We start from the raw sequence: 25147 nt of genomic DNA on the forward strand, positions 1-25147 counted from the left end.
AACCCGGAAGCTAAGCCTTACAGCGCCGATGGTACTGCAGGGGGGACCCTGTGGGAGAGTAGGACGCCGCCGGACTACACTTCGAAGGGTTGGGCCCGGAACTTCGGTTCTGGGCCCAACCCCTTTTTGCTGTCCGTCACTTGGCGTTCATGTCGTCCGAGCAGCATCCGCGGCATGGAGACTGCAGCCTTGCTGAGGGCCGGCGGTGTCGGGCTCGGTGACGAGGTCGTCGTGCCGGCGTTCGGCAACGTGGACATCGCCGAAGCGGTGGTCCGCATCGGTGCGTTGCCGGTGTTCGCCGACATCGACCCCGTGACGTACTGCCTGGACCCCGTGGCCGTCGAGGCGGCCGTGACACCGCGTACCGCGGCTGTCGTCGTCGTCCACCGTTTCGGACGTACCGCCGACCTGAGGCGGATGCACGAGGTCGGGCAGCGGCACGGCTTGCTCGTACTGGAGTATCACGAAACCGAGGTGCCGCGCGGCGAGCTGGCACAGCGCAGAGAGCGCGCCGCATATCTGGACGCGCGGCTGCGGGGCGTCGTCACGCCCGACGGCGGGGCCGGGCACACCTACCAGCAGTACGTCGTGCGGGTGTTGGGCAATGGCCGGCCCGACCGGGACGCCTTCGCCGCAGCCCTGCGGGCCCGAGGAATCGCGTGCCGGGTGCCGGTCAAGACGCCCGTGCACCGGCTACCGGATTTCCGCCGGTACGTGTCACTGCCGGAGACGGAACGGGCCGCGCAGGAGACACTGGCGCTGCCGGTGGACGCCTCGTTGACGAAACGGGAGATGCGGCGGATCGTCTCCGCGTGCAATGCGCTGGGCGGACCGATGGCGGTTGGGAGCACAGCCGAGTTCGGGGTATGATCTATTCAGTCGCCGCGAGGGAAACCCCGCAGAGGTGACAGGCCCCTATAGCTCAGTCGGCAGAGCGTCTCCATGGTAAGGAGAAGGTCAACGGTTCGATTCCGTTTGGGGGCTCCACGGAAAATGGCCCCGCCCTTGCGCGGGGCCTTTTTCGTCTGCCGTTGTGTCAGGCCGCCGAGGCCGGCGCGGAAGACGGTGGCGAACTCGGCGCCTGCCGGGCCTAGTTCTCCGGAACCCGCATCGCCAGAATCGCCATGTCGTCGGACGGCGCGTCCTGAGCGAAACGCTCCACCGCCCGCATGATGCGTGCGGCGACCGCGCCGGCCGTCAGGCCCGTGCACGTGGTCAGCACATCCGCGAGGCCGTCGTCGCCCAGCATGCGCGTGCCCTCGCGGCGTTCGGTCACCCCGTCCGTGACGCACAGCAGCACGTCGCCCGGATCCAGGACGACGGTCTGCTCGTACAGTTCCAGGTCCTCGATGACGCCCAGCAGCGGCTGCGGCTCGGCGGCCGGTTCGACCGTGCCGTCCTGGCGCAGACGCAGCGGCAGCGGATGGCCGGCGCAGACCACCTTCAGCTCGGCGCTGCCGTTCTCCTGCGGGCGCAACTCGCCGTACAGCAGGGTGAGGAAGCGGCTGCGGGCGCCCTCGTCGATGATCGCGGAGTTCAGGCGCTGCAGGACCGACGGGCCGTCGTAGCCCTCGCGGGCCAGCAGACGCAGGGCGTGCCGGGCCAGGCCGGTGACGGCCGCGGCCTCCGGGCCCGTGCCGCAGACATCGCCGATGGCGAAGCCGTAGGCGCCGTCACGGATGGGGAACAGGTCGTAGAAGTCGCCGCCGACCTCGTTGCCCTCGCCGGCCGCGCGGTAGATGACGTCGACCTCCACCCCGTCGATCTGCGGCAGGCCCGGCGGGAGCAGGCTGCGCTGCAGCGACTGGCTGATGGCCGTGCGTTCCGAGTACAGCCGGGCGTTGTCCAGGGCGAGGGCGGCACGGCGGCTGAGGTCCTCGGCGAGTTCCAGGATCTCCTGGCGGAAGTGCTCGTCGGTGGGTTTGCCGAGGGTCAGCATGCCGATGACGCGGTTGCGGGCGACCAGCGGCAGCACCACCGTCTCGCCGCCGACCGCGGCGGCCGTGGCGAGGGTGGGGCCGATGGACGTGCCGACCTGGTGGTGGGAGTCGCCGAGGCCGAGGCTGCGCATGGAGGAGCGCAGCGCGGCCTGGTGGGCCGCCTCCCCGGGGGCGGTCCACACCCGGGCGCCCGGGGTGGGCACCGGGTCCGGCGGCGGGATCTTCGACAGCAGGGACTTGATGCCGTCGATGAGTTCCTCGTCCTCGTGCAGGACGTAGGACAGATACGGTTCGGAGGCCTGGTCGGCGATGGTGTAGACGGCGCACCAGGTGGCCAGCGTCGGCACGGTCATCTGCGCCATCAGGGCGAGCGTCTGGTCGCGGTCCAGGGTGCCGGCCAGCAGGTCGGATGCCTCGACGAGGAAACTGAGGGAGCCGCGGCGCAGCCGCTCCAGCTCGCCCAGGCGGGCCGACTCGACGGCCAGGGCGATGCGGTCCGCGGCGAACTGCAGGCGCAGCGCCTCCTCGTTGGAGTACCGGCCGGGTGCTTCGGCGGCCACGCCGAGGGAACCGGTCAGGCGGCCCTCGACCTTCAGCGGAACGGTGACGAGGGACCGCATGCCGGTCCCGCGGAGCAGGGGCACGGCGCCGGGCGCGGCCGTGAGGTCGTCGTGGACGGCGGGCATGCGGGCCGAGCCGTAGCGGCCGGGGCCGGCCTCGACAGGGACGCGGGCGAAGCGCTGGCGGGCGGACGGCAGACCCGTGGTGGCGCGGACCTCCAGCTCGGTCTCGTCGTCGGTGGCCAGCAGCAGGAAGGCGGCGTCGCCGTCGAGCATGTCGCGGGCTCGTTCGACGGTGCGCTGCAGCAGGCTGTCGAGGTCGTCGGGGGCGGGTGAGCCGATGAAGACCTCGAAGGGGTCGGCGGTGGCGCTGTCGGAGGAGGTGCCCGTGTCGCCGGTGGCGCGCAACGGGGTCTGCAGAACGGCTCGTTCGTGGTCGCGGACGAGCAGGCACACCGTGGAGGGCTCGCCGCTGGTGTCGCGGACGCGCAGATGCGAGCCGTAGACGGGGATGACGCGGCCGTGGACGCCGCGGATGCCGTAACTGCCCTCCCAGCGGGAGAGTTGGAGCGCCTCGGCGACGCCGGTCCCGGTGCCCGGGGTGTGCGGCCAGGCCGCGAAGTCGGTCAGCGGCTTGCCCACCACCTGGTCGGCGGCGTAGCCGAAGAGGGCCTCCGCGTCCTCGTTCCAGGCGGTGACGGTGCCGTTGCGGTCGACCTGGACGACGGCGACCCGGACCCGTCCTTCGGTCGCCGGGAGGAGTTCGGTGGGCAGGACCGGGCCGGCGGAGCGGGTGCCGACCGGGCGTTCGGGCAGGTCGAGTTGGAACCAGACGGTCTTGTGCGTCGGGGTGTACTCGACGCCCCAGCGGCCGGCGAGGGCCGCGCACAGCTGCAGGCCGCGGCCGCCTTCCTGGTCGGGGCTGCCCATGGAGACCGGGGCGCTCTGCACGGGGACCTCGCGCTCCGGGTAGCGGTCGGAGACCTCGATGCGCACTCCGTGGTCGCTGCGCAGGCAGACCACCTCGGCGGCGGTTCCGGCGTGGACGACGGCGTTGGTGACCAGTTCGCTGGTGAGGACCACCGCGTCGTCCACGACGTCGGCGAAGCCCCACCCCTGGAGGGTGTCGCGGACGAAGGACCGGGCGGTCGCGACGGATCGCCCGAGGGGCTCGAAGCTGGCGGCCGCGCGCGCGGTGATCACAGAACTCCTCGTCCGGTTGTCGACGTCCCCGTGCGGGCCGCGCGGCGCGTGGTGCCGCGTGGGCAGCGGCGCACCCGGCGGCCGAGGCTGCAGGGGCTGTCCCCCGATCACTCCGGTGGTCATAGTGTGCGGCTGCCCTCCGATGCCCGCTCGTACCTGTGCCACCGCCCAGGCCGGACGGACCGGCGTGGCTGGACAGCCGCATGCAAGGTTACTTACCTTCGCCGTCCGTGCGGATGCCGGTCATCGGTGTTTTCGCCCGGAGGGCGTGCGGACGGTGTGCGAAGCTGCCGAACTGTTATGGCCTGGTTCGGCGGGGGTGAAACACTGGGCAGGCTTGTAGTGACGGTGTGAACGGGCGGAGTGGCGAGGCGCCCGGCGGGGCAGCAGCCCCCGGCGGCCCGGTCGCACCGGCGAAGGCAGAGCAGATGCCGGTACACCATGCCGTGATACCGGGGGACAGCAGTAACGGTCGATCCCTGCGGGAGGGACACAGTGGAGTCTGGCGCAGCGACGCGGGGCACGAAGACGCGCGCGAGGAGCGGACCGTCCGGTCAGTCCCCGAGCAGTAGGCGCACGCCGCGCGGCAGCACCACCACGGTGGACACCGCCGCGCTGAACCGGCTGCTGGCCGCCCTGGAGGCGATGCGGGACGGGAACTTCCGCAAGCGGCTGACGGTGTCCGGGGACGGCGTGATGGCGGAGATCGCCGCGGTCTTCAACGAGGTGGCCGACCGGAACCTGCACCTGACCGGTGAGCTGGCGCGGGTGCGGCGCATGGTGGGACGTGACGGAAAGCTCACGGAGCGGCTGGAGACGGGGGCCAGCGAGGGGTCCTGGGCGACGGCGATCGAGGACTGCAACGCCCTCGTCGACGACCTGGTCCGGCCCGTCTCCGAGGTCGGGCGGGTGCTGTCCGCGGTCGCCGAGGGCGATCTGTCCCCGCGGATGGAGCTGCGCACCCCGGGGCCTGCGGGGCATCCGCTGCGCGGGGAGTTCCTGAAGGTCGGGCGGACGGTCAACAACCTGGTCGATCAGCTGTCGGCGTTCACCGACGAGGTCACGCGGGTGGCCAGCGAGGTGGGCACCGAGGGCAAGCTGGGCGGGCAGGCGCGGGTGCGCGGGCTGTCCGGGTCGTGGAAGGACCTCACGGACTCCGTCAACATGATGGCGTCCCGGCTGACGGACCAGGTGCGGGACATCGCGCTGGTGACGACGGCGGTCGCCAAGGGCGATCTGTCGCGGAAGGTGACCGTGCAGGTCGCCGGCGAGATGCTGGAGCTGAAGAACACCGTCAACACGATGGTGGACCAGCTGTCCGCGTTCTCCTCCGAGGTGACCAGGGTCGCCCGGGAGGTGGGCACGGACGGCATCCTGGGCGGTCAGGCGCACGTGCCGGGGGTGGCCGGGACGTGGAAGGAGCTCACCGACTCGGTGAACCTGATGGCCGGCAACCTCACGGCGCAGGTGCGCGGCATCGCCCAGGTCACCACGGCCGTCGCCAACGGTGATCTGTCGCAGAAGGTGACCGTCCCGGCACGCGGCGAGGTCGCGCGGCTGGCCGAGACGATCAACCAGATGACGGAGACGCTGCGGATCTTCGCGGACGAGGTCACGCGGGTGGCCAACGAGGTCGGCGCGGAGGGCCGGCTGGGCGGCCAGGCGAACGTCCCGGGTGTCGCGGGCACCTGGAAGGATCTGACGGACTCCGTGAACACGGTGTTCCGCAACCTGACCACGCAGGTGCGGGACATCGCCGCGGTGACGACGGCGGTGGCCAACGGTGATCTGTCGCAGAAGGTCACCGTGGACGTGGCCGGCGAGATGCTGGAGCTGAAGAACACCGTCAACGGCATGGTGGACCAGCTGTCGGCGTTCGGTGCCGAGGTGACGCGCGTGGCGCGGGAGATCGGGGTCGAGGGCGAGCTGGGCGGCCAGGCGCAGGTGCCGGGTGCGGCCGGCGCGTGGAAGGACCTGACGGACTCGGTCAACACCGCCTTCCGCAACCTGACCGGTCAGGTGAGGAACATCGCCCAGGTGACGACGGCGGTGGCCAACGGTGATCTGTCGCAGAAGGTCACCGTGGACGTCTCCGGCGAGATGCTCCAGCTGAAGAACACCGTGAACACGATGGTGGACCAGCTGTCGTCCTTCGCCGACCAGGTCATCCGGATCTCCCGGGACGTGGGCACCGAGGGCCGGCTGGGCGGTCAGGCCCGGGTGGACGGGGTGTCGGGCACGTGGAAGGAGCTGACCGACTCCGTCAACTTCATGGCGGAGAACCTCACCTCGCAGGTGCGGCAGATCGCCCAGGTGACGACGGCGGTGGCGCGTGGTGATCTGTCGCAGAAGATCGACGTGGACGCGCGCGGGGAGTTCCTGGAGCTGAAGAACACCATCAACACGATGGTCGACCAGCTCTCCGCGTTCGCCGACCAGGTCACCCGGGTGGCCCACGAGGTGGGCACCGAGGGCCGGCTGGGCGGTCAGGCGCAGGTGCCGGGCGTGGCCGGTGTGTGGCGGGACCTGACCGACTCGGTCAACGGCATGGCCGGCAACCTCACCTCGCAGGTGCGCAACATCGCGCAGGTCGCCACGGCGGTGGCGCGCGGTGATCTGTCGCAGAAGATCACCGTGGACGCCCGCGGGGAGATCCTGGAGCTGAAGAACACACTGAACACGATGGTCGACCAGCTGTCGTCGTTCGCCGAGGAGGTCACGCGGGTGGCCCGGGAGGTGGGCACCGAGGGCATCCTGGGCGGCCAGGCGAAGGTCGAGGGAGTCTCGGGCACCTGGAAGGACCTGACCCAGTCGGTCAACGGCATGGCGAACAACCTCACCATGCAGGTGCGCAACATCGCCGAGGTCACCACGGCCGTCGCCAAGGGCGACCTGTCGAAGAAGATCACCGTCGACGCCAAGGGCGAGATCCTGGAGCTGGTGACCACCGTCAACACGATGGTGGACCAGCTGTCGTCGTTCGCCGAGCAGGTCACGCGGGTGGCCCGCGAGGTGGGCACCGAGGGCATCCTGGGCGGTCAGGCGCACGTGCCGGGCGTGGTCGGCATCTGGAAGGACCTCAGCGACAACGTCAACCTGATGGCCAACAACCTGACCATGCAGGTGCGCAACATCTCCCAGGTCGCCGCGGCGGTGGCCAACGGTGATCTGACGCGGACGGTGACGATCGAGGCGCGCGGCGAGGTCGCGCAGCTCGCGGACACCTTCAACACCATGGTCAAGACGCTGAGTTCGTTCGCCGACCAGGTCACCAAGGTGGCCCGTGAGGTGGGCACGGACGGCATCCTCGGCGGGCAGGCCTATGTGCCGGGGGTGGCCGGCACCTGGAAGGACCTGACCGAGTCGGTGAACCAGATGGCGTCCAACCTGACCGGGCAGGTGCGCAACATCGCCATGGTCACCACCGCCATCGCCAAGGGCGACCTGACGAAGAAGATCGACATCGACGCGCGTGGGGAGATCCTGGAGCTGAAGACGACCATCAACACGATGGTCGACCAGCTGTCGTCGTTCGCCGAGGAGGTCACGCGGGTGGCCCGCGAGGTGGGCACCGAGGGCCAGCTCGGCGGGCAGGCGCGGGTGCGGGACGTGGACGGCACCTGGCGGGACCTGACGGAGTCCGTCAACGAGATGGCCGGGAACCTGACCCGGCAGGTGCGTGCCATCGCACGGGTGGCCTCCGCGGTGACGCGCGGAGACCTGGAGCTGCAGATCGACGTCGACGCCTCCGGCGAGATCAAGGAGCTGCAGGACTCCATCAACAAGATGATCTCGAACCTGCGCGACACCACGATCGCCAACAAGGAGCAGGACTGGCTCAAGGGCAACCTGGCCCGTATCTCGGCGCTGATGCAGGGCCGCCGGGACCTGGAGGACGTGGCCTCGCTGATCATGAGCGAGCTGACGCCGGTGGTCTCCGCGCAGCACGGCGCGTTCTTCGTGGCGATGCCGCCGGCCGACGACACCGAGCTGGGCGGCGACGGGGACGCCTACGAGCTGCGGATGCTCGGTTCCTACGGCTACTCGGTGGGCTCGATGCCGACGTCGTTCCGGCCCGGTGAGGGCCTGATCGGGACGGCGGCCAAGGAGAAGCGCACGATCCTGGTGGACAAGGCGCCCAGCGGGTACCTGAAGATCTCCTCCGGGCTCGGCGAGGCGCCGCCCGCACAGGTGATCGTGCTGCCGGTGCTGTTCGAGGGCAAGGTGCTCGGTGTGATCGAGCTGGCCTCGTTCACGCCGTTCACGCAGATCCAGAAGGACTTCCTCAACCAGATCGCGGAGATGATCGCCACCAGCGTCAACACCATCTCCGTCAACACCAAGACCGAGCAGCTGCTCAAGCAGTCGCAGGAGCTGACCGAGCAGCTGCGGCTGCGGTCGGAGGAGCTGGAGCAGCGGCAGCTGGCGCTGCAGGCGTCCAACGCCGAACTGGAGGAGAAGGCCGAGCTGCTGGCCCAGCAGAACCGGGACATCGAGGCGAAGAACTCCGAGATCGAGGAGGCCCGCCAGGTCCTGGAGGAGCGGGCGGAGCAGCTCGCGGTGTCCATGCGGTACCGCAGCGAGTTCCTGGCGAACATGTCGCACGAGCTGAGGACGCCGCTGAACTCGCTGCTGATCCTGGCCAAGCTGCTCGCGGACAACGCCGAGGGGAACCTGTCGCCGAAGCAGGTGGAGTTCGCCGAGACGATCCACGGCGCCGGTTCCGACCTGCTGCAGCTGATCAACGACATCCTGGACCTGTCGAAGGTCGAGGCGGGCAAGATGGACGTCTCCCCGACGCGCATCGCGCTCGTGCAGCTCATCGACTACGTGGAGGCCACCTTCCGGCCACTGACGGCGGAGAAGGGCCTGGATCTGTCGGTGCGGGTGTCGCCGGAGCTGCCCGCCACGCTTCACACCGACGAGCAGCGGCTGCTGCAGGTGCTGCGCAACCTGCTGTCGAACGCGGTGAAGTTCACCGACTCCGGTTCGGTGGAACTGGTCATCCGCCCAGCCCGGGACGATGTGCCGCAGGCCATCAGGGAGCAGTTGCTGGAGGCCGGTTCGCTCACCGACCCGGACGCGGAGATGATCGCGTTCTCGGTCACCGACACCGGCATCGGCATCGCGGCCAGCAAGATGCGGGTGATCTTCGAGGCGTTCAAGCAGGCGGACGGCACCACCAGCCGCAAGTACGGCGGCACGGGCCTCGGGCTGTCCATCTCCCGGGAGATCGCGCAGCTGCTCGGCGGTGAGATCCACGCGCAGAGCGAACCGGGCCGCGGCTCGACCTTCACGCTGTATCTGCCGCTGCACCCGGGCGATCTGCCGCCGCAGGGCTACCAGCAGCCGGGGTCCGCGCTGGAGTCGGACGAACTCGTCACCGCGGAGCCGGAGCAGTCGGAGCTGTCGTCCGGTCAGGTCGAGATGCCGGCCGAGGTCAGGTCGTACCAGGAGGCGCAGTCCGGTGCGGCGGCCCTGTTCCGGCGCCGCCGCCGGTCCCTGTCGGCCGCCGAGCAGGCGGCGGGGCAGGCCGAGGACGGGACGGCCGCGGACCAGCTGCCGGACCGGGCGGACGCGGCGGCCGGCGCCGACAGCCGCGAACAGTGGCACCGGGACGTCCGGTTCGGCGGTGAGAAGGTGCTGATCGTCGACGACGACATCCGCAATGTGTTCGCGCTGACCAGCGTCCTGGAACAGCACGGGCTGTCCGTGCTGTACGCGGAGAACGGCCGCGAGGGCATCGAGGTGCTGGAGCAGCACGACGATGTGGCGGTCGTCCTGATGGACATCATGATGCCCGAGATGGACGGGTACGCGACGACCACCGCGATCCGCAGGATGCCGCAGTTCGCCGAGCTGCCGATCATCGCGCTGACCGCGAAGGCGATGAAGGGCGACCGGGAGAAGGCACTGGAGTCGGGCGCCTCCGACTACGTGACCAAGCCGGTCGACCCCGACCATCTGCTGGGCGTGATGGAGAAGTGGATGCGAGGGGAGTGACGGTGCGGGCCGGGACCGCCGGGGGCCACGGGTTCCGCTGCGGCGGGTCCCGGCCGGTGCGTGACGTGGTGAAGGTGTCGAGGCGAGGTGCACGTTGTCGTGGTCAGGTGCGGGAACGGGGGAACCTTCCGGTCTTCCGCCGCGTTTCTGCTACGTGCACAGTGACATCGCGGTGACAGGGTGTGGCGACAGGCGGGGTGCGGCTACGATGACCGGCACAAGGACGGGCGGCGCAAGGGAGTCGTCCCCTGGGGCGGCACCCGCCGGTGTCACTCCAGGTCCTGCGGACAGGGGAGGCCCCAAGCCGGGGCGAGGAGGGCGGGCCATGGTGCAGAAGGCCAAGATCCTCCTGGTCGATGACCGGCCGGAGAATCTGCTGGCGCTGGAGGCCATCCTCTCTGCGCTCGATCAGACGCTGGTCCGGGCATCGTCCGGGGAGGAAGCGCTCAAAGCACTGCTCACGGACGACTTCGCGGTCATCCTGCTCGACGTCCAGATGCCGGGCATGGACGGTTTCGAGACGGCCGCGCACATCAAACGGCGGGAGAGGACCCGGGACATCCCGATCATCTTCCTCACCGCGATCAACCACGGCCCGCATCACACCTTCCGCGGCTACGCGGCGGGTGCGGTCGACTACATCTCCAAGCCGTTCGACCCGTGGGTGCTGCGGGCGAAGGTGTCGGTCTTCGTCGACCTGTACATGAAGAACTGCCAGTTGAAGGAGCAGGCGGCCCTGCTCCGGCTGCAGCTGGAAGGCGGCAAGGGCGGCGTCGGCGGGGGCAAGGAGTCCGCGGGTCTGCTCGCGGAGCTGTCCGCCCGGCTGGCCGCGGTGGAGGAACAGGCCGAGGCCCTGTCCAAGCAGCTGGGCGAGGAGTCCGCCGACGCGGCGGCGGTCGCCACGGCAGCCCATCTGGAGCGCAAGCTGACGGGACTGCGCCGCGCCCTGGACGCCCTGGAGCCGGGCACCGGGGGCGCCTCGTCGGTGGCCTCCCAGAGCTGACAGCCGCGCAGCGGGCCGGGCGCCCAGGACGAGGGCGTCACGTCCGCTGGCGCGGCTGTTGTCTGCTCGCCCGCGGTGCGAGGGCCGCCTGTGCCGGTCGGCGGCACTGAGGGGGCGTCAGCACCCGTCGGGAGAACACGACACGAACGGGTGAAGCAGTGGGCACACGTGTCCGCTGTGGTCTCCGGCGGTAACCTCACACCCATGGCCTCACGTCCCTCCGCAGCCAAGAAGCCGCCGGCGAAGAAGGCGGCCGCTCCCGCGAAGGCTCCGGCGAAGAAGGCCGCTGCGAAGAAGGCGCCCCCCAGGAAAGCGCCGGCGAAGAAGACCCCCGCGAAGAAGGCGCCCGCCAGGAAGGCCGCGGCGAGCAAGCCCGCGCCGAATCCGACCGGGGGCCTGTTCCGGCTGGTGCGTGCCCTGTGGCTGGGGCTCGCCCACGCCGTCGGCGCGCTGCTGAGGAGCGTGGGCAGGGGCGCCAAGAACCTCGATCCCGCGCACCGCAAGGACGGCATCGCGCTGCTGCTGCTCGCCGCCGCCCTGATCGTCGCCGCCGGCACCTGGGCCGACCTGCGCGGACCGGTGGGGGATCTGGTCGAGATCCTGGTCACCGGAGCCTTCGGGCGGCTGGACCTGCTGGTGCCCGTGCTGCTGGCGGTCATCGCCGTGCGCTACATCCGGCATCCGGAGAAGCCCGAGGCCAACGGCCGGATCGTCATCGGGCTGAGCGCGCTGGTCCTCGGTGTGCTCGGGCAGGTGCACATCGCCTGCGGCTCGCCGGCCCGCAGCGACGGCATGCGGGCGATAAGGGACGCCGGCGGTCTGATCGGCTGGGGTGCGGCGACCCCGCTGACCTTCGCCCTGGGCGAGGTGCTGGCCGTTCCGCTGCTGGTGCTGCTCACCGTCTTCGGGCTGCTGGTCGTCACCGCCACACCGGTCAACGCGATCCCGCAGCGGCTGCGGCAGCTCGGCGTGAAGCTCGGTGTGCTGTCCGGCCCGGAGGAGTCCGAGCCGTACAGCGAGGACGACGCGCGGTACGAGGAACAATGGCGCGAGGCCCTGTCCACGTCCGCGTCCCCGCGTCGGCGCCGGGGCGCCGCGCAGGGCCACGACCCGGACGCCGCCGAGCAGGACGCCCTGGCCAAACGGCGTGGCCGGCCCCGGCGTTCGGCCGTGCCGCAGCCGGAGGTGGGGCGGCAGATGGACGCCGTGGACGTCGCTGCCGCTGCCGCTGCCGCGCTCGACGGCGCGGTGCTGCACGGCATGCCGCCGTCCCCGGTCGTCGCCGACCTCACCCAGGGCGTCGGCGTGGGCGACCGCGCCGCCGCTCCCGTCCCGGCCGCCCGGCCCGAGCGGGACCGTCCCGCCGCGCAGCCCGAGCCCCAGACCGGCGCGCAGCCCGGGACCGAGGCCGAGCCGCAGGCCGTGCCGGCCCGGGCGCAGACCCCGGCGGCGCCCCCCGCGCCCGCACGGCCCGCCGGCGGCACGCCCGAGCGGACCAGGGCGGTCCCCGACCCCGCCCGGCCCGTCCCGGACCTGACGAAACCGGTCCCCGACCTGACCAAGGCCCCGCCCGCCGAGAGCCGCGAACTGCCGCCGCGCGCCGAGCAGCTGCAGCTCTCCGGCGACATCACCTACGCCCTGCCGCCCCTGGACCTGCTGCGCCGGGGCGGCCCGGGCAAGGAGCGCAGCGCCGCCAACGACGCCATCGTGCACGCGCTGACCACCGTCTTCACCGAGTTCAAGGTCGACGCCCGGGTCACCGGCTTCACCCGCGGCCCGACGGTCACGCGCTACGAGGTCGAGCTGGGCCCCGCCGTGAAGGTCGAGCGGATCACCGCGCTGACGAAGAACATCGCCTACGCGGTCGCCAGCCCGGACGTGCGGATCATCAGCCCGATCCCCGGCAAGTCCGCGGTGGGCATCGAGATCCCCAACACCGACCGGGAGATGGTCAACCTCGGGGACGTGCTGCGCCTGGCGGAGGCGGCCGAGGAGGACCACCCGATGCTGGTCGCGCTCGGCAAGGACGTCGAGGGCGGCTATGTGATGGCCAACATCGCGAAGATGCCGCACATCCTCGTCGCCGGCGCCACCGGCTCCGGCAAGTCGTCCTGCATCAACTGCCTGATCACCTCGGTGATGATGCGGGCCACGCCGGAGGACGTGCGCATGGTCCTGGTCGACCCCAAGCGGGTCGAGCTGACCGCCTACGAGGGCATCCCGCACCTGATCACGCCGATCATCACCAACCCCAAGCGGGCCGCCGAGGCGCTGCAGTGGGTGGTGCGCGAGATGGACCTGCGGTACGACGACCTGGCCGCCTACGGGTTCCGGCACATCGACGACTTCAACGCGGCGGTGCGCAGCGGCAAGGTCACGGCGCCCGCGGGCAGCGAGCGGGAGCTCCAGCCCTACCCGTACCTGCTGGTGATCGTGGACGAGCTGGCCGACCTGATGATGGTCGCTCCGCGGGACGTGGAGGACGCCATCGTGCGCATCACGCAGCTGGCGCGTGCGGCCGGCATCCACCTGGTGCTGGCCACGCAGCGGCCGTCGGTGGACGTCGTCACCGGCCTGATCAAGGCGAACGTGCCCTCCCGGCTGGCCTTCGCGACCTCCTCGCTGGCCGACAGCCGGGTCATCCTCGACCAGCCCGGCGCGGAGAAGCTCATCGGCAAGGGCGACGGGCTGTTCCTGCCGATGGGGGCGAACAAGCCGGTGCGCATGCAGGGCGCCTTCGTCACCGAGGAGGAGGTCGCCGCGGTCGTGAGGCACTGCAAGGAGCAGATGGCGCCGGTCTTCCGGGACGACGTGCTGGTCGGCGGCAAGCAGAAGAAGGAGATCGACGAGGACATCGGCGACGACCTCGACCTGCTGTGCCAGGCGGCGGAGCTGGTGGTCTCCACCCAGTTCGGCTCCACCTCCATGCTCCAGCGCAAGCTGCGCGTGGGCTTCGCGAAGGCCGGGCGGCTGATGGACCTGATGGAGTCACGGAACATCGTCGGTCCCAGCGAGGGGTCCAAGGCGCGTGAGGTGCTGGTCAAGCCGGACGACCTGGACAGCGTGCTCGCCATGCTCCGGGGCGAGGCGTAGGGCCCGGCAGACGCTGCGACCGGGACGGGCGGGAAAGCGTGTGCGCCGCCCGCCTGGCGGGCCGTACCGGGCTCCGTCCGGCGGGCGGGTCGTACCGGGCTCCGTCCGGCGGGCGAGGGCGGGCAACCCTTTGCGCCGGCTGTTCGTCAAGGTGGACACAGGGCACGGTGCCGGACTCTCCTCGGGGGTCCGGTGCCTGTCCCACCATCGGATTGTCCGGCCATTCCGATGGCGTACAAAGTGCTACCGCCGGGTCGCTCCATCCTGTGCTCCGCCCCTAGACTGAACCTCCAGCACAGGCGGCTACACGCTCGAAAGGCGCCCCCGTGTCCATCGGCAACTCCCCTGAAGACGAGCGTCCGTTCGAAGACGTTTCCGAGGAAGCCCGCCCCTCCATCGGCCGTGTCCTGAAAGATGCGCGCCTCGCCGCCGGACTGACCGTCGACGAGGTCAGCGCCGCCACCCGGATCCGCAACTCCATCGTGCGCGCCATCGAGGCCGACGACTTCGCCCCCTGCGGCGGCGACGTCTACGCCCGCGGGCACATCCGGACCCTGGCCCGCGCGGTGCGCCTCGATCCCGCCGAGCTGCTCGCGCGGTACGACGCCGAGCACGGCGGCCGCCCGGCCCCGACTCCTGCCGCCCCGCTGTTCGAGGCGGAACGTATCCGCCCGGAACGGCGCGGGCCCAACTGGACCGCGGCCATGGTCGCGGCCATCGTGGTCGTCATCGGCTTCGTCGGCTTCACGGCCGTCAAGGGAACGGGCGGCGGCGACAGCGACGCCCGGACACAGGTCGCCGAGGGCGGCACGCCCTCCGCCGGCGCGTCCGACACGCCGGCGCCGCAGCACAGCAGGTCCGCCGACCACAAGGCCGCTCCCTCCGAGAGCGCCATCGCGGCCGCGCCTCAGGACAAGGTGACCGTCCAGATCAGCGCCCCGAACGGACGCAGCTGGATCTCCGCCAAGGACCACAACGGCCGCATGCTCTTCGACGGGCTGCTGAACAAGGGCGAGTCGAAGACCTTCCAGGACAGCTCCCGGATCGACCTCGTCCTCGGCGACGCCGGCGCGGTCCGGCTCTGGGTCAACGGCAAGAAGATCGAGGACCAGTTCCAGCCGGGTGCCGTCGAACGCCTCACCTACACCAAGGGCGACCCGCAGGCCGGATAAGGACCCGCCCGGGGACGGGCGTACGCGTGACGAAGGGGTTGGCCCTGCTCGGGCCAACCCCTTCGACGTGGGCTGTCGCCGGAACAAAGTAGTCTTGAGCCCATGCCTGAACGCCGTACCGTCGCACTCGTCACTCTCGGCTGCGCCCGCAACGAGGTGGACTCGGAGGAGCTCGCAGGCCGTTTGGAGGCGGACGGCTGGCAGCTCGTCAAGGACGCCGCGGAGGCGGACGTCGCCGTGGTCAACACGTGCGGCTTCGTGGAGGCCGCCAAGAAGGACTCCGTGGACGCCCTGCTGGAGGCCAGCGACCTGAAGGGCAACGGCAGAACGAAAGCCGTCGTCGCGGTCGGCTGCATGGCCGAGCGGTACGGCAAGGAACTCGCCGAGGCGCTGCCCGAGGCGGACGGCGTGCTCGGCTTCGACGACTACGCGGACATCTCCGACCGTCTGCAGACCATCCTCAGCGGCGGCATCCACGCCCCGCACACTCCGCGCGACAGGCGCAAGCTGCTCCCGATCAGCCCGGTGGAGCGGCAGCGGGCCAAGGCGGAGGTGGTCATTCCGGGACATGGCCCGGCCGATCTGCCCGAGGGTGTCGCCCCGGCCTCCGGCCCGCGTGCGCCCCTGCGCCGCCGCCTGGACGGCTCCCCGGTCGCCTCGGTCAAGCTGGCCTCCGGCTGCGACCGGCGCTGCTCGTTCTGCGCCATCCCCTCCTTCCGGGGCTCCTTCGTCTCCCGCCGCCCCTCGGACGTGCTGAACGAGACGAGGTGGCTGGCGGAGCAGGGCGTCAAGGAGATCATGCTGGTCTCCGAGAACAACACCTCCTACGGCAAGGACCTCGGCGACATCCGGCTGCTGGAGTCCCTGCTGCCCGAGCTGGCCGAGGTCGACGGCATCGAGCGGATCCGGGTCAGCTACCTGCAGCCGGCCGAGATGCGGCCCGGCCTCATCGACGTGCTGACCGGCACCGAGAAGGTCGCCCCGTACTTCGACCTGTCCTTCCAGCACTCCGCGCCCGGCGTGCTGCGCGCCATGCGCCGCTTCGGCGACACCGACCGCTTCCTCCAGCTGCTGGACACCATCCGCTCCAAGGCGCCCGAGGCCGGTGTGCGCTCCAACTTCATCGTCGGCTTCCCCGGCGAGACCGAGGACGACCTGGCCGAACTGGAACGGTTCCTCGACGCGGCGCGGCTGGACGCCATCGGTGTCTTCGGCTACTCCGACGAGGAGGGCACCGAGGCAGCCGGATTCGACGGCAAGCTGGACGAGGAGGTCGTCGCCGAGCGGCTGGAGCGTGTGACCCGGCTGGCCGAGGAACTCGTCTCGCAGCGGGCCGAGGAGCGCATCGGGGAGACGGTGCGGGTACTCGTGGAGTCCGTGGACGACGAGGAGGGCGTCGTCGGCCGTGGTGCGCACCAGGCGCCCGAGACGGACGGGCAGGTGCTGCTCACCGGCGCCGAGGGAGTCGGCGTCGGCCGGATGGTCGAGGCGAAGGTGACCGGCGCGCAGGGCGTGGACCTCGTGGCCCAGCCGCTGCCGGGCGCCTTCGGGTGCGAGGAGGCGGGCAGATGACCGGAGTTCCGGCGTCCGCGGCGGGCGGCCCCACCGGCGCGCGAGGGGCGGCCTCGGGCCGCACCGGCGCGGACGGGACCTCCGGTGCCGGGGTGGGCGGAGGCGACCGTACGGCCCAGGAGCCGGCCGTCGGCAGGCCCGCGCGCGGCGGGAAGATCGCGGCGGCGGCCGTGAACCAGGCCGGCGTGTGGAACGTGGCGAATCTGCTGACCATGCTGCGGCTGCTGCTGGTGCCCGCCTTCGTGCTGCTGATGCTGGCGAACGGAGGGTACGACCCGGCGTGGCGCTCGTTCGCCTGGGCGGCCTTCGCCATCGCCATGATCACCGACCTGTTCGACGGCCACCTGGCCAGGACGTACAACCTGGTCACCGACTTCGGCAAGATCGCCGACCCGATCGCCGACAAAGCGATCATGGGGGCGGCCCTCATCTGCCTGTCCGCGCTCGGTGACCTGCCCTGGTGGGTGACGGGCGTGATCCTCGGCCGCGAGCTGGGCATCACGCTGCTGCGCTTCCTGGTGATCCGCTACGGCGTCATCCCCGCCAGCCGCGGCGGCAAGCTGAAGACGCTCACCCAGGGCGTGGCGGTCGGGATGTACGTGCTGGCGCTGACCGGATGGCTGGCGACCCTGCGCTTCTGGGTGATGGCGGTGGCCGTGGTGCTGACCGTGGTGACCGGGCTGGACTATGTGAGACAGGCCATGGTGCTGCGCCGGCGGGGAATCGCCGCGCGCGGGGCCGCGTTGGAGGAGTCGCGAGGGTGAGTGCACCGGCCGCCGAGGTCGTCCGGCTGCTCACGGACAGGGGCGAGACGGTCGCCGTCGCCGAGTCGCTGACCGGCGGCCTGGTCGCGGCCGAGATCACCTCCGTGCCGGGGGCGTCCGCCGTCTTCCGGGGTTCGGTCACCGCCTACGCCACCGATCTCAAGCACCGGCTGCTGGGGGTGGACGCCACTCTCCTGGCCCAGCGCGGGGCGGTGGATCCGCAGGTCGCGGCGCAGATGGCCGCAGGTGTACGCAGGGCGCTGGACGCCGACTGGGGCATCGCGACCACGGGTGTCGCCGGACCCGACCCGCAGGACGGCCAACCCGTCGGGACGGTGTTCGTGGCCGTGGCCGGACCCGCCCGTGTGGGAGAAGGGGACGGCTGTGGCGGGAAAACGACCGCGTTGCGGTTGAACGGTGGTCGGACGGAAATTCGTATGGAGACTGTACGGAGCGTACTCGCACTGCTTCTGGGGCAGATAGCGGGCGAACAGACCAGGAATGAGCGGGCACAGGATACGGAACGGCACGGGGGGTTTTGATGTTTGCAGCCCTGAGTGAACACGACATCGCTCCCCGCACGGCCGCGGCGCGAGGCGGTACGGTGGGGCGTGATGGATGCGGCTACGCGGTCCGAGGAGGGAGCCACCGATGATTCTGCTCCGTCGCCTGCTGGGTGACGTGCTGCGTCGGCAGCGGCAGCGCCAGGGCCGTACTCTGCGCGAAGTCTCCTCGTCCGCCCGGGTTTCGCTCGGCTATCTCTCCGAGGTGGAGCGGGGGCAGAAGGAGGCTTCCTCCGAACTGCTCTCCGCCATCTGCGACGCGCTGGACGTACGGATGTCCGAGCTGATGCGGGAGGTCAGCGACGAGCTGGCACTCGCCGAGCTGGCCCAGTCCGCCGCGGCGGCCGATGCCGTGCCCACGCCGGTGCGTCCGATGCTGGGTTCCGTCTCGGTGACCGGTGTGCCACCGGAACGGGTGACCATCAAGGCTCCCGCCACTGCCGAAGCGGTGGACGTCGTCGCCGCCTGATCCGGCGCGCGCCCACCCGCCTCCGCAGCGGGTGCCGGCGTCGACCGGGCGGCGCGTGGACCGCCTGCCGTACCGCGTGGCCTGTCCTCGCTTGCGTCGACTCGCCCGCAGTCATGATCCGACGAGCCCCGGCCGGGGCTGCTCCTGGAGACCGCAGGAGCCCTGGCCGGGGCTTTCGTTTGTGCCGGCGCTGCGGCAGGGGGATCGTGGAGGCGGGTTGCGTCCCTGGGGCACCCGCGCCAGGAAGCGACCAGTGCGCCTGTGTGTGCACCGGTGCGCCCTCCTGCTGCGCGCGGGCGGCGTTCGGCGTCGGGCAGGAGGTAGGCGTGCGGTTGGGTGCGATGGCAGGGCCGGCAGTGCGCTGGGGGACCGTTGCCGGACTCGGCGCGCTGTGGTGGTGGGCGGTTCTGCGGCTGCTGCTGTCGGACGACGCCGGGGTGCTCGAGGGCGCGGTGGCGGCGGGCGGCTGGGGCGTGAGCGTGCTGCCCGTGCACTGCATGCCCCAGAGCGACGAACGCGGCCGCCCGGGCCGCCGCAGGACAGCGGCGCTGATCCGCCGCCGCACGGGCGGTGTGCCGCCGGGCGGCGACGGCGACCGGACCGGGTCCGCGACGCGGCCGACCGCTCCCCCTGCCGGTGCCGGCCCCGATGCCGGGCCGGAGGTACCGTCCGGCGGGCATGCGGGCGATCTGGTGGCCAAAGAAGGCGGCGGGGCCACGTTCGGGGCGTCCGGGGGATGGCCCTACGGGCACGGCGGGCACACGCTCACCGCCGGGCAGGGCGGATGGCCGTTCGGGACGGGCGGCGACGGGCCGCCCCGTGCGGAGGACGACGGCCCCAGCCCGGTGTGAGCCGCCTGCGGGCGCGCGGTCACCTCGTGCTGCGGCGGTAGCGCTCCCGCCACCGCTGCGCGGACCCCGGCGGCGGCGCCGGGCCGCGCTGGCAGACGGGGCACCAGTACGTGGGGCGCTCCTGGGAGCCGTCGCCCTGGTCGGCCACCCGGAGGGAGGTGCCGCAGCGCAGGCAGGGCCGCGGCGCGCGGCCGTACACGAACAGGCGCGGGGCACGCAGACCCGTGGTCTGCCGTATCGCGCGGTCGCGGTTGGCCTCCAGCAGCTTCTTGGCGAGCCCGGGCAGCTGGGAGGCCTGCTCGGCGGGCAGGGAGCCGACGGCCAGCCACGGGGTCACGCCGAGCAGGAAGCACAGCTCGCTCTTGTACACGTTGCCGATGCCGGCGAGGACGCGCTGGTCGAGCAGTGCCTCGCCGAGCGGGCGGGCGGGGTCGGCCAGCAGGTTGGCCAGCGCCCGCTCAGGGTCCCAGTCGGCACCGAGCAGGTCCGGGCCGAGATGGCCGACGGCCTGCGACTCCTGCGCGGTGGGCAGCAGCTCCAGCACGGGCAGGCGGTAGCCGACGGCACTGCGGCCGGCGGTGGCGAGGACGATGCGGATCTGGTGGGCCGGGCCGCCCTTCCAGCTCTCCCCGCTGCCGTACACCTTCCAGGCGCCGTCCATGCGCAGGTGCGAGTGCAGGGTCAGACCACCTTCGATCCGGGTGAGCAGATGCTTGCCGCGTGCGACGGTGTCCAGCACGGTCCGGCCGGCCAGATCGACCGTGGCGTACGCCGGCACCCGGAAGTCGCTGCGGGTCAGCACCCGGCCCGCGAGGGCGTCGTGCAACCGCCTCGCTGCCTGCCAGACCGTGTCACCTTCGGGCATGCGTCCAGCGTGACACGCGGCCGGGGAGAACCGCTCGTGTCAGGCACGCAGGCGCAGGCCGCGTGGGGTGGCGACGAACCCGGCCTCCTCCAGCAGCCTGCCGAGGGGCGAGGCCAGCGCGGAAACGCCGTTGATCTTCTCCACCGTGACCGTGCCGAGCGACCCGGCGCGGGCCGCGCCCGCGAGCGCCTCCGCGGCCGCGCGCAGCCGGGGGTCGTCGCCGGTGCCGGCGTCCGGTTCGGCGGGCCACGCCAGCAGGGTCTTGCCGCCGCGTTCCATGTACAGGGTCGGCTCGCCGGCCACCAGCACCACCAGGGAGCCCGCCTTGCGGCCCGGTTTGTGCGCGGCGCCGGCCGGCGGTTCGGGCCAGGGCAGGGCGGCGCCGTAGGCGTTGGCGGGGTCGGCCGCGGCCAGCACGACCGCTGGGGAGCCGGCGGGGCCGGGACGGCCGCGGCGGTCGCCAAAGGAGGGGCGGGCGGCGTACGGGAATGCCTCCGCGCCGCCGCCTCGCGGGCCGCCGTAGCCCGGGGAGCCGAGGTCCTGGGCGAGGTCCTGGGAGAAGACACCGCCGCCCGGCGCCGCGCCGTTCAGGAACGTCCCGTCCTGGTCACCGGCGGGCGGTGCGTCGGACAAGCCGGACGCGTCGAAGGGCACGGGGCCGGAGAAGGCCGCCTGCGGGCCGGCACCGGACGGGCCGGCACCGCCGAAGCCGGTGCCGGGCGGGCCCTCCCCGCGTTCCCGGGCCGTGGCCACCGCGCGCAGCCGGTCCACCGCGCCGTCCATCGCGAACTGGGCCGCGCCCAGCCCCTCCACGACATAGCCCCGCCGGGCCTGACCGCTCTCCTCGAAGGCGGACAGGACCCGGTACACGGCCGAGAAACCGCCCTCCACCCCCTCGGCGGCCACCGCGCCACGGGTGACCACCCCGTGCCGGTCGAGGAGGGTACGGGCCAGGGCGTGCGCCCGTACGGTGGTGTCGCCGTCCCGGGCGGGCAGCAGGGACCAGCGGCCGGCGACGGTCGGCGGGCCGTTGCGGGAGCCGCCGCGTGCCGCCGCGGTCAGCGAGCCGTACCGTCCGCGCGGCACGGCGCGTCTGGCCCGGTGCGCCGTGGAACCCGCGGTGCGGCCCGAGCCCAGCAGGGCGCGCAGCGGGGCCAGCGTGTCGTTGGTGAGCCGGCCGGACCAGGCCAGGTCCCACAGTGCGTCGGCGAGTTGCGGGTCGGTGGCCTCGGGGTGGGTCGTGGCCCGGACCTGGTCGGCGATCTGGCGGAAGAACAGCCCGTAGCCGCCGGAGAGCGTGTCCAGCACCGCCCGGTGCAGCGCCGTCAGCTCCAGCGGGAGCGGGGGCGGCAGCAGCAGCGGGGCGGCGTCCGCCAGATACAGCGAGATCCAGCCGTCCTTGCCGGGCAGCGCCCCCGCGCCCGCCCAGACCACCTCGCCGGCCGCGGTGAGTTCGTCCAGCATCGCGGGGGTGTAGTCGGACACCCGGGACGGCAGCACCAGTTTCTCCAGCGCGGAGGCGGGCACGGACGCGCCCTGCAGCTGCTCCACGGCACGCACCAGACCGTCGACTCCCCGCAGGCCGTGCCCCGGGCCGATGTGCTGCCACTGGGGCAGGAACTGGGCGAGCGCGGGCGGCGGCACCGGCTCCAGCTCGTGCCGCAGCGCGGCCAGCGAACGCCGCCGCAGCCGCCGCAGCACCGCCGCGTCGCACCACTCCTGTCCGCTGCCCGCCGGATGGAACTCGCCCTGGACGATGCGTCCGGCGGCCGCGAGGCGCTGCAGCGCGCCCTCGGTGACCGCGACGCCCAGGCCGAACCGGGCCGCCGCAATGGCCGATGTGAACGGCCCGTGGGTGCGGGCGTAGCGAGCCAGAAGGTCGCCCAGGGGGTCCTTGACCGGCTCGGTGAAGGCCTCCGGCACCCCGACCGGCAGGGCTGTGCCGAGCGCGTCGCGCAGCCGGCCCGCGTCCTCGACCGCGGCCCAGTGGCCGGTGCCGGCGATCCGCACCCGGATGGCCCGGCGGGCACCGGCCAGCTCCTCCGCCCAGCCCGCTTCCGCGCCGCGTTCGGCCAGTTCGGCGTCGGTGAGGGGGCCGAGCACCCGCAGCACGTCCGCGACGCCCTCGACGTCCTTGACCCGGCGGTCCTCGGTCAGCCACTGCAGCTCCCGCTCCAGCTCGACCAGCACCTCGGCGTCCAGCAGCTCCCGCAGCTCCGCCTGGCCCAGCAGCTCGGCCAGCAGCCTGGAGTCCAGGGACAGGGCGGCGGCCCGGCGCTCGGCGAGCGGGGAGTCGCCCTCGTACAGGAACTGGGCGACGTATCCGAACAGCAGCGAGCGGGCGAAGGGGGAGGGCTCCGGGGTGGTGACCTCCACCAGGCGGACCTTGCGGGACTGGATGTCCCCCATCAGCTCCACCAGGCCGGGGACGTCGAACACGTCCTGGAGGCACTCGCGGATCGCCTCCAGCACGATCGGGAACGACCCGAACTCGCTCGCCACCTGCAGCAGCTGCGCGGCCCGCTGCCGCTGCTGCCACAGGGGGGTGCGCTTGCCGGGGTTGCGGCGCGGCAGCAGCAGCGCGCGGGCGGCGCACTCGCGGAAACGGGAGGCGAACAGGGCCGAGCCGCCGACCTGGTCGGTGACGATCTGGTCGATCTCCCCCTTGTCGAAGGCGACGTCCGCCGCGCCGACCGGCGCCTGCTCGGCGTCGTACTCGGCGCCGGTGCGCACCGGGTCCTGGTCGAGCAGGTCCAGACCCATCAGGTCGGCGTCGGGCAGCCGCAGCACGATGCCGTCGTCGGCGTGCATGACCTGGGCGTCCATGCCGTACCGCTCCGACAGGCGGGCCCCGAGCGCCAGCGCCCACGGTGCGTGCACCTGGGCGCCGAACGGGGAGTGCACCACGACCCGCCAGTCGCCCAGCTCGTCCCGGAACCGCTCGACCACGATCGTCCGGTCGTCGGGGACATGACCGCAGGCCTCGCGCTGCTCCTCGAGATACGCCAGGACGTTGTCCGCGGCCCACGCGTCCAGGCCGGCCGCCAGCAGCCGCAGCCGGGCGTCGTCCTCGGGCAGCGAGCCGACCTCGCGCAGGAACGCGCCGACCGCGCGGCCCAGCTCCAGCGGGCGGCCCAGCTGGTCGCCCTTCCAGAACGGCAGCCGGCCCGGCACGCCCGGCGCGGGGGAGACCAGCACCCGGTCGCGGGTGATGTCCTCGATCCGCCAGGACGTGGTGCCCAGCGTGAACACGTCCCCGACGCGGGACTCGTAGACCATCTCCTCGTCCAGCTCGCCGACCCGGCCGCCGCCCTTCTTGGGGTCCGAGCCGGCGAGGAAGACACCGAACAGACCGCGGTCGGGGATCGTGCCCCCGGAGGTGACGGCCAGCCGCTGCGCGCCGGGCCGGCCGGTGACCGTGCCCGCCACCCGGTCCCACACCACGCGCGGGCGCAGCTCCGCGAACGCGTCGGAGGGATAGCGCCCGGCGAGCATGTCGAGCACGGCGGTGAACGCCGACTCGGGCAGCGACGCGAAGGGCGCCGCCCGGCGCACCACCGCGAGCAGGTCGTCCACCTGCCAGGTGTCCATGGCCGTCATCGCCACGAGCTGCTGGGCGAGGACGTCCAGCGGGTTGGCGGGCACCTTCAGGGACTCGATGGCACCGGAGCGCATCCGCTCGGTGACCACCGCGGCCTGCACCAGGTCGCCCCGGTACTTGGGGAACACCACGCCGCGGGAGACCGCGCCCACCTGGTGGCCCGCGCGGCCCACGCGCTGCAGGCCGGAGGCCACCGACGGCGGCGACTCCACCTGGACCACCAGGTCCACGGCGCCCATGTCGATGCCGAGCTCCAGGCTGGAGGTGGCCACCACCGCCGGCAGCCGCCCGGCCTTGAGGTCCTCCTCGACCTGGGCGCGCTGCTCCTTGGAGACCGAGCCGTGGTGGGCGCGCGCGATGACCGGGGGCGCGCCGTGCGCCGCGCCCGAGTTGCCCATCAGCTCGGCCGGTGCGTGGTGTTCCGCCGGAAACTCGCCGGCGGCCCGCTCGTAGGCGATCTCGTTGAGCCGGTTGCACAGGCGTTCGGCCAGCCGGCGGGAGTTGGCGAACACGATGGTGGAGCGGTGCGCCTGCACCAGGTCGGTGATGCGCTCCTCCACATGCGGCCAGATCGACGGCCGTTCCGCGCCCTCGCCGCCGTCGGTGGCCGGAGAGCCGCCCAGCTCGCCCAGGTCCTCGACGGGGACGACGACCGACAGATCGAACTCCTTGGCCGACGGCGGCTGGACGATCTCCACCTTGCGGCGCGGCGAGAGGAAGCGGGCGACCTCGTCGACCGGGCGGACGGTCGCGGACAGCCCGATGCGGCGGGCCGGCCGCGGCAGCAGCTCGTCCAGCCGCTCCAGGGACAGCGCCAGATGGGCGCCGCGCTTGGTGCCCGCCACGGCGTGCACCTCGTCCAGGATCACCGTCTCGACACCGGCCAGCGCATCGCGTGCGGCCGAGGTCAGCATGAGGAACAGCGACTCGGGCGTGGTGATCAGGATGTCCGGCGGGCGGGTGGCCAGGGCACGGCGCTCGGCGGCCGGTGTGTCACCGGAGCGGATGCCGACCTTGACGTCCGGCTCGGGCAGGCCCAGGCGGACGGATTCCTGGCGGATGCCGGTCAGGGGGCTGCGCAGGTTCCGCTCCACGTCGACGGCCAGGGCCTTGAGCGGGGAGACGTACAGCACCCGGCAGCGCTTCTTCGGCTCGGCCGGGGGCGGCGTCGAGGCCAGCCGGTCCAGGGCGGCGAGGAAGGCGGCCAGCGTCTTGCCGGAGCCGGTCGGCGCGACCACCAGCACGTCCGAGCCCTCGGCGATGGCCCGCCACGCGCCCGCCTGGGCCGCGGTGGGCGCGGAGAAGGCCCCCGTGAACCAGCCGCGGGTCGCGGGGGAGAAGCCGTCGAGGGCCCGGTGTGCGTCGCTGACCATGCGTCCATCGTGCACCCGGCCACTGACAATCCGGGGCGGAAGGCCCACCACCACCCGGCTGACCCGCACTTTCACCGGCTTCGCCGGACCGGGCCGCCGGGCCGCCTCCCGGTGC

At 72.4% G+C, this 25147-nt stretch carries 13 protein-coding genes, 1 tRNA gene and 1 rRNA gene; 12 read left to right on the forward strand and 3 right to left on the reverse strand.

The window, feature by feature from the left end:
- The 3 genes from rrf to IE286_RS10995 all read left to right on the forward strand — a co-directional run.
- Positions 1 to 75: ribosomal RNA gene (gene rrf / locus IE286_RS10985) — 5S ribosomal RNA — on the forward strand; the annotation flags it as partial.
- Positions 76 to 189: 114 nt separating this feature from the next.
- A complete protein-coding gene (locus tag IE286_RS10990; protein WP_189796633.1) occupies positions 190 to 870 on the forward strand; it encodes a DegT/DnrJ/EryC1/StrS family aminotransferase in 681 nt (226 codons plus the stop codon).
- A gap of 41 nt (positions 871 to 911) precedes the next feature.
- Positions 912 to 987 (forward strand) — tRNA-Thr (locus IE286_RS10995).
- Positions 988 to 1090: 103 nt separating this feature from the next.
- Here the strand turns inward: IE286_RS10995 and IE286_RS11000 are convergent.
- Complete coding sequence (locus IE286_RS11000; RefSeq protein ID WP_189796468.1) at positions 1091 to 3826, reverse strand: SpoIIE family protein phosphatase; 2736 nt, start codon at positions 3824 to 3826, stop codon at positions 1091 to 1093.
- A 372-nt stretch (positions 3827 to 4198) separates the two neighbouring features.
- Between IE286_RS11000 and IE286_RS11005 the strand changes: the two genes are divergently transcribed.
- From IE286_RS11005 to IE286_RS11045, 9 genes are all read left to right on the forward strand, one after another.
- Entirely contained in the window at positions 4199 to 9706 is a 5508-nt protein-coding gene (locus tag IE286_RS11005) for a HAMP domain-containing protein (protein ID WP_189796469.1), read from the forward strand.
- A 325-nt stretch (positions 9707 to 10031) separates the two neighbouring features.
- Positions 10032 to 10709 carry a response regulator gene (locus IE286_RS11010; protein WP_189796470.1) on the forward strand — a complete coding sequence of 226 codons (678 nt, stop codon included), beginning with the start codon at positions 10032 to 10034 and terminating at the stop codon, positions 10707 to 10709.
- A gap of 204 nt (positions 10710 to 10913) precedes the next feature.
- Positions 10914 to 13802: a DNA translocase FtsK gene (locus tag IE286_RS11015; RefSeq protein WP_189796471.1), complete on the forward strand. Its 2889-nt coding sequence runs from the start codon at positions 10914 to 10916 to the stop codon at positions 13800 to 13802.
- A gap of 326 nt (positions 13803 to 14128) precedes the next feature.
- Positions 14129 to 14974: a helix-turn-helix domain-containing protein gene (locus IE286_RS11020; RefSeq protein ID WP_189796472.1), complete on the forward strand. Its 846-nt coding sequence runs from the start codon at positions 14129 to 14131 to the stop codon at positions 14972 to 14974.
- Positions 14975 to 15076: 102 nt separating this feature from the next.
- Positions 15077 to 16546 (forward strand): 30S ribosomal protein S12 methylthiotransferase RimO, encoded by a 1470-nt coding sequence (rimO, locus tag IE286_RS11025; RefSeq protein ID WP_189796473.1) that lies wholly within the window; start codon positions 15077 to 15079, stop codon positions 16544 to 16546.
- Positions 16543 to 17310, forward strand: a complete 768-nt coding sequence (gene pgsA / locus IE286_RS11030; protein WP_189796474.1) for a CDP-diacylglycerol--glycerol-3-phosphate 3-phosphatidyltransferase — start codon at positions 16543 to 16545, stop codon at positions 17308 to 17310. The genes rimO and pgsA overlap by 4 nt, the downstream gene beginning before the upstream one ends.
- Positions 17307 to 17852 carry a CinA family protein gene (locus IE286_RS11035; protein WP_189796475.1) on the forward strand — a complete coding sequence of 182 codons (546 nt, stop codon included), beginning with the start codon at positions 17307 to 17309 and terminating at the stop codon, positions 17850 to 17852. Before pgsA ends, IE286_RS11035 begins: the two co-directional genes overlap by 4 nt.
- A gap of 109 nt (positions 17853 to 17961) precedes the next feature.
- Positions 17962 to 18342: a helix-turn-helix domain-containing protein gene (locus IE286_RS11040; RefSeq protein WP_189796476.1), complete on the forward strand. Its 381-nt coding sequence runs from the start codon at positions 17962 to 17964 to the stop codon at positions 18340 to 18342.
- A 341-nt stretch (positions 18343 to 18683) separates the two neighbouring features.
- On the forward strand, positions 18684 to 19193 hold the full coding sequence (locus IE286_RS11045; RefSeq protein WP_189796646.1) for a hypothetical protein: 510 nt from the start codon (positions 18684 to 18686) through the stop codon (positions 19191 to 19193).
- Between the two features lie 19 nt (positions 19194 to 19212).
- Here IE286_RS11045 and IE286_RS11050 read toward each other — a convergent pair whose 3' ends face one another.
- Together IE286_RS11050 and IE286_RS11055 are read right to left on the reverse strand one after the other, a co-directional pair.
- Positions 19213 to 20058 (reverse strand): DNA-formamidopyrimidine glycosylase family protein, encoded by an 846-nt coding sequence (locus tag IE286_RS11050; protein WP_189796477.1) that lies wholly within the window; start codon positions 20056 to 20058, stop codon positions 19213 to 19215.
- 39 nt (positions 20059 to 20097) lie between these two features.
- Entirely contained in the window at positions 20098 to 25032 is a 4935-nt protein-coding gene (locus tag IE286_RS11055; RefSeq protein WP_189796478.1) for an ATP-dependent helicase, read from the reverse strand.
- Between the last annotated feature and the right edge of the window lie 115 nt (positions 25033 to 25147).

This window comes from Streptomyces thermodiastaticus (assembly GCF_014656135.1).
Taxonomy (GTDB): Bacteria; Actinomycetota; Actinomycetes; order Streptomycetales; family Streptomycetaceae; genus Streptomyces; species Streptomyces thermodiastaticus.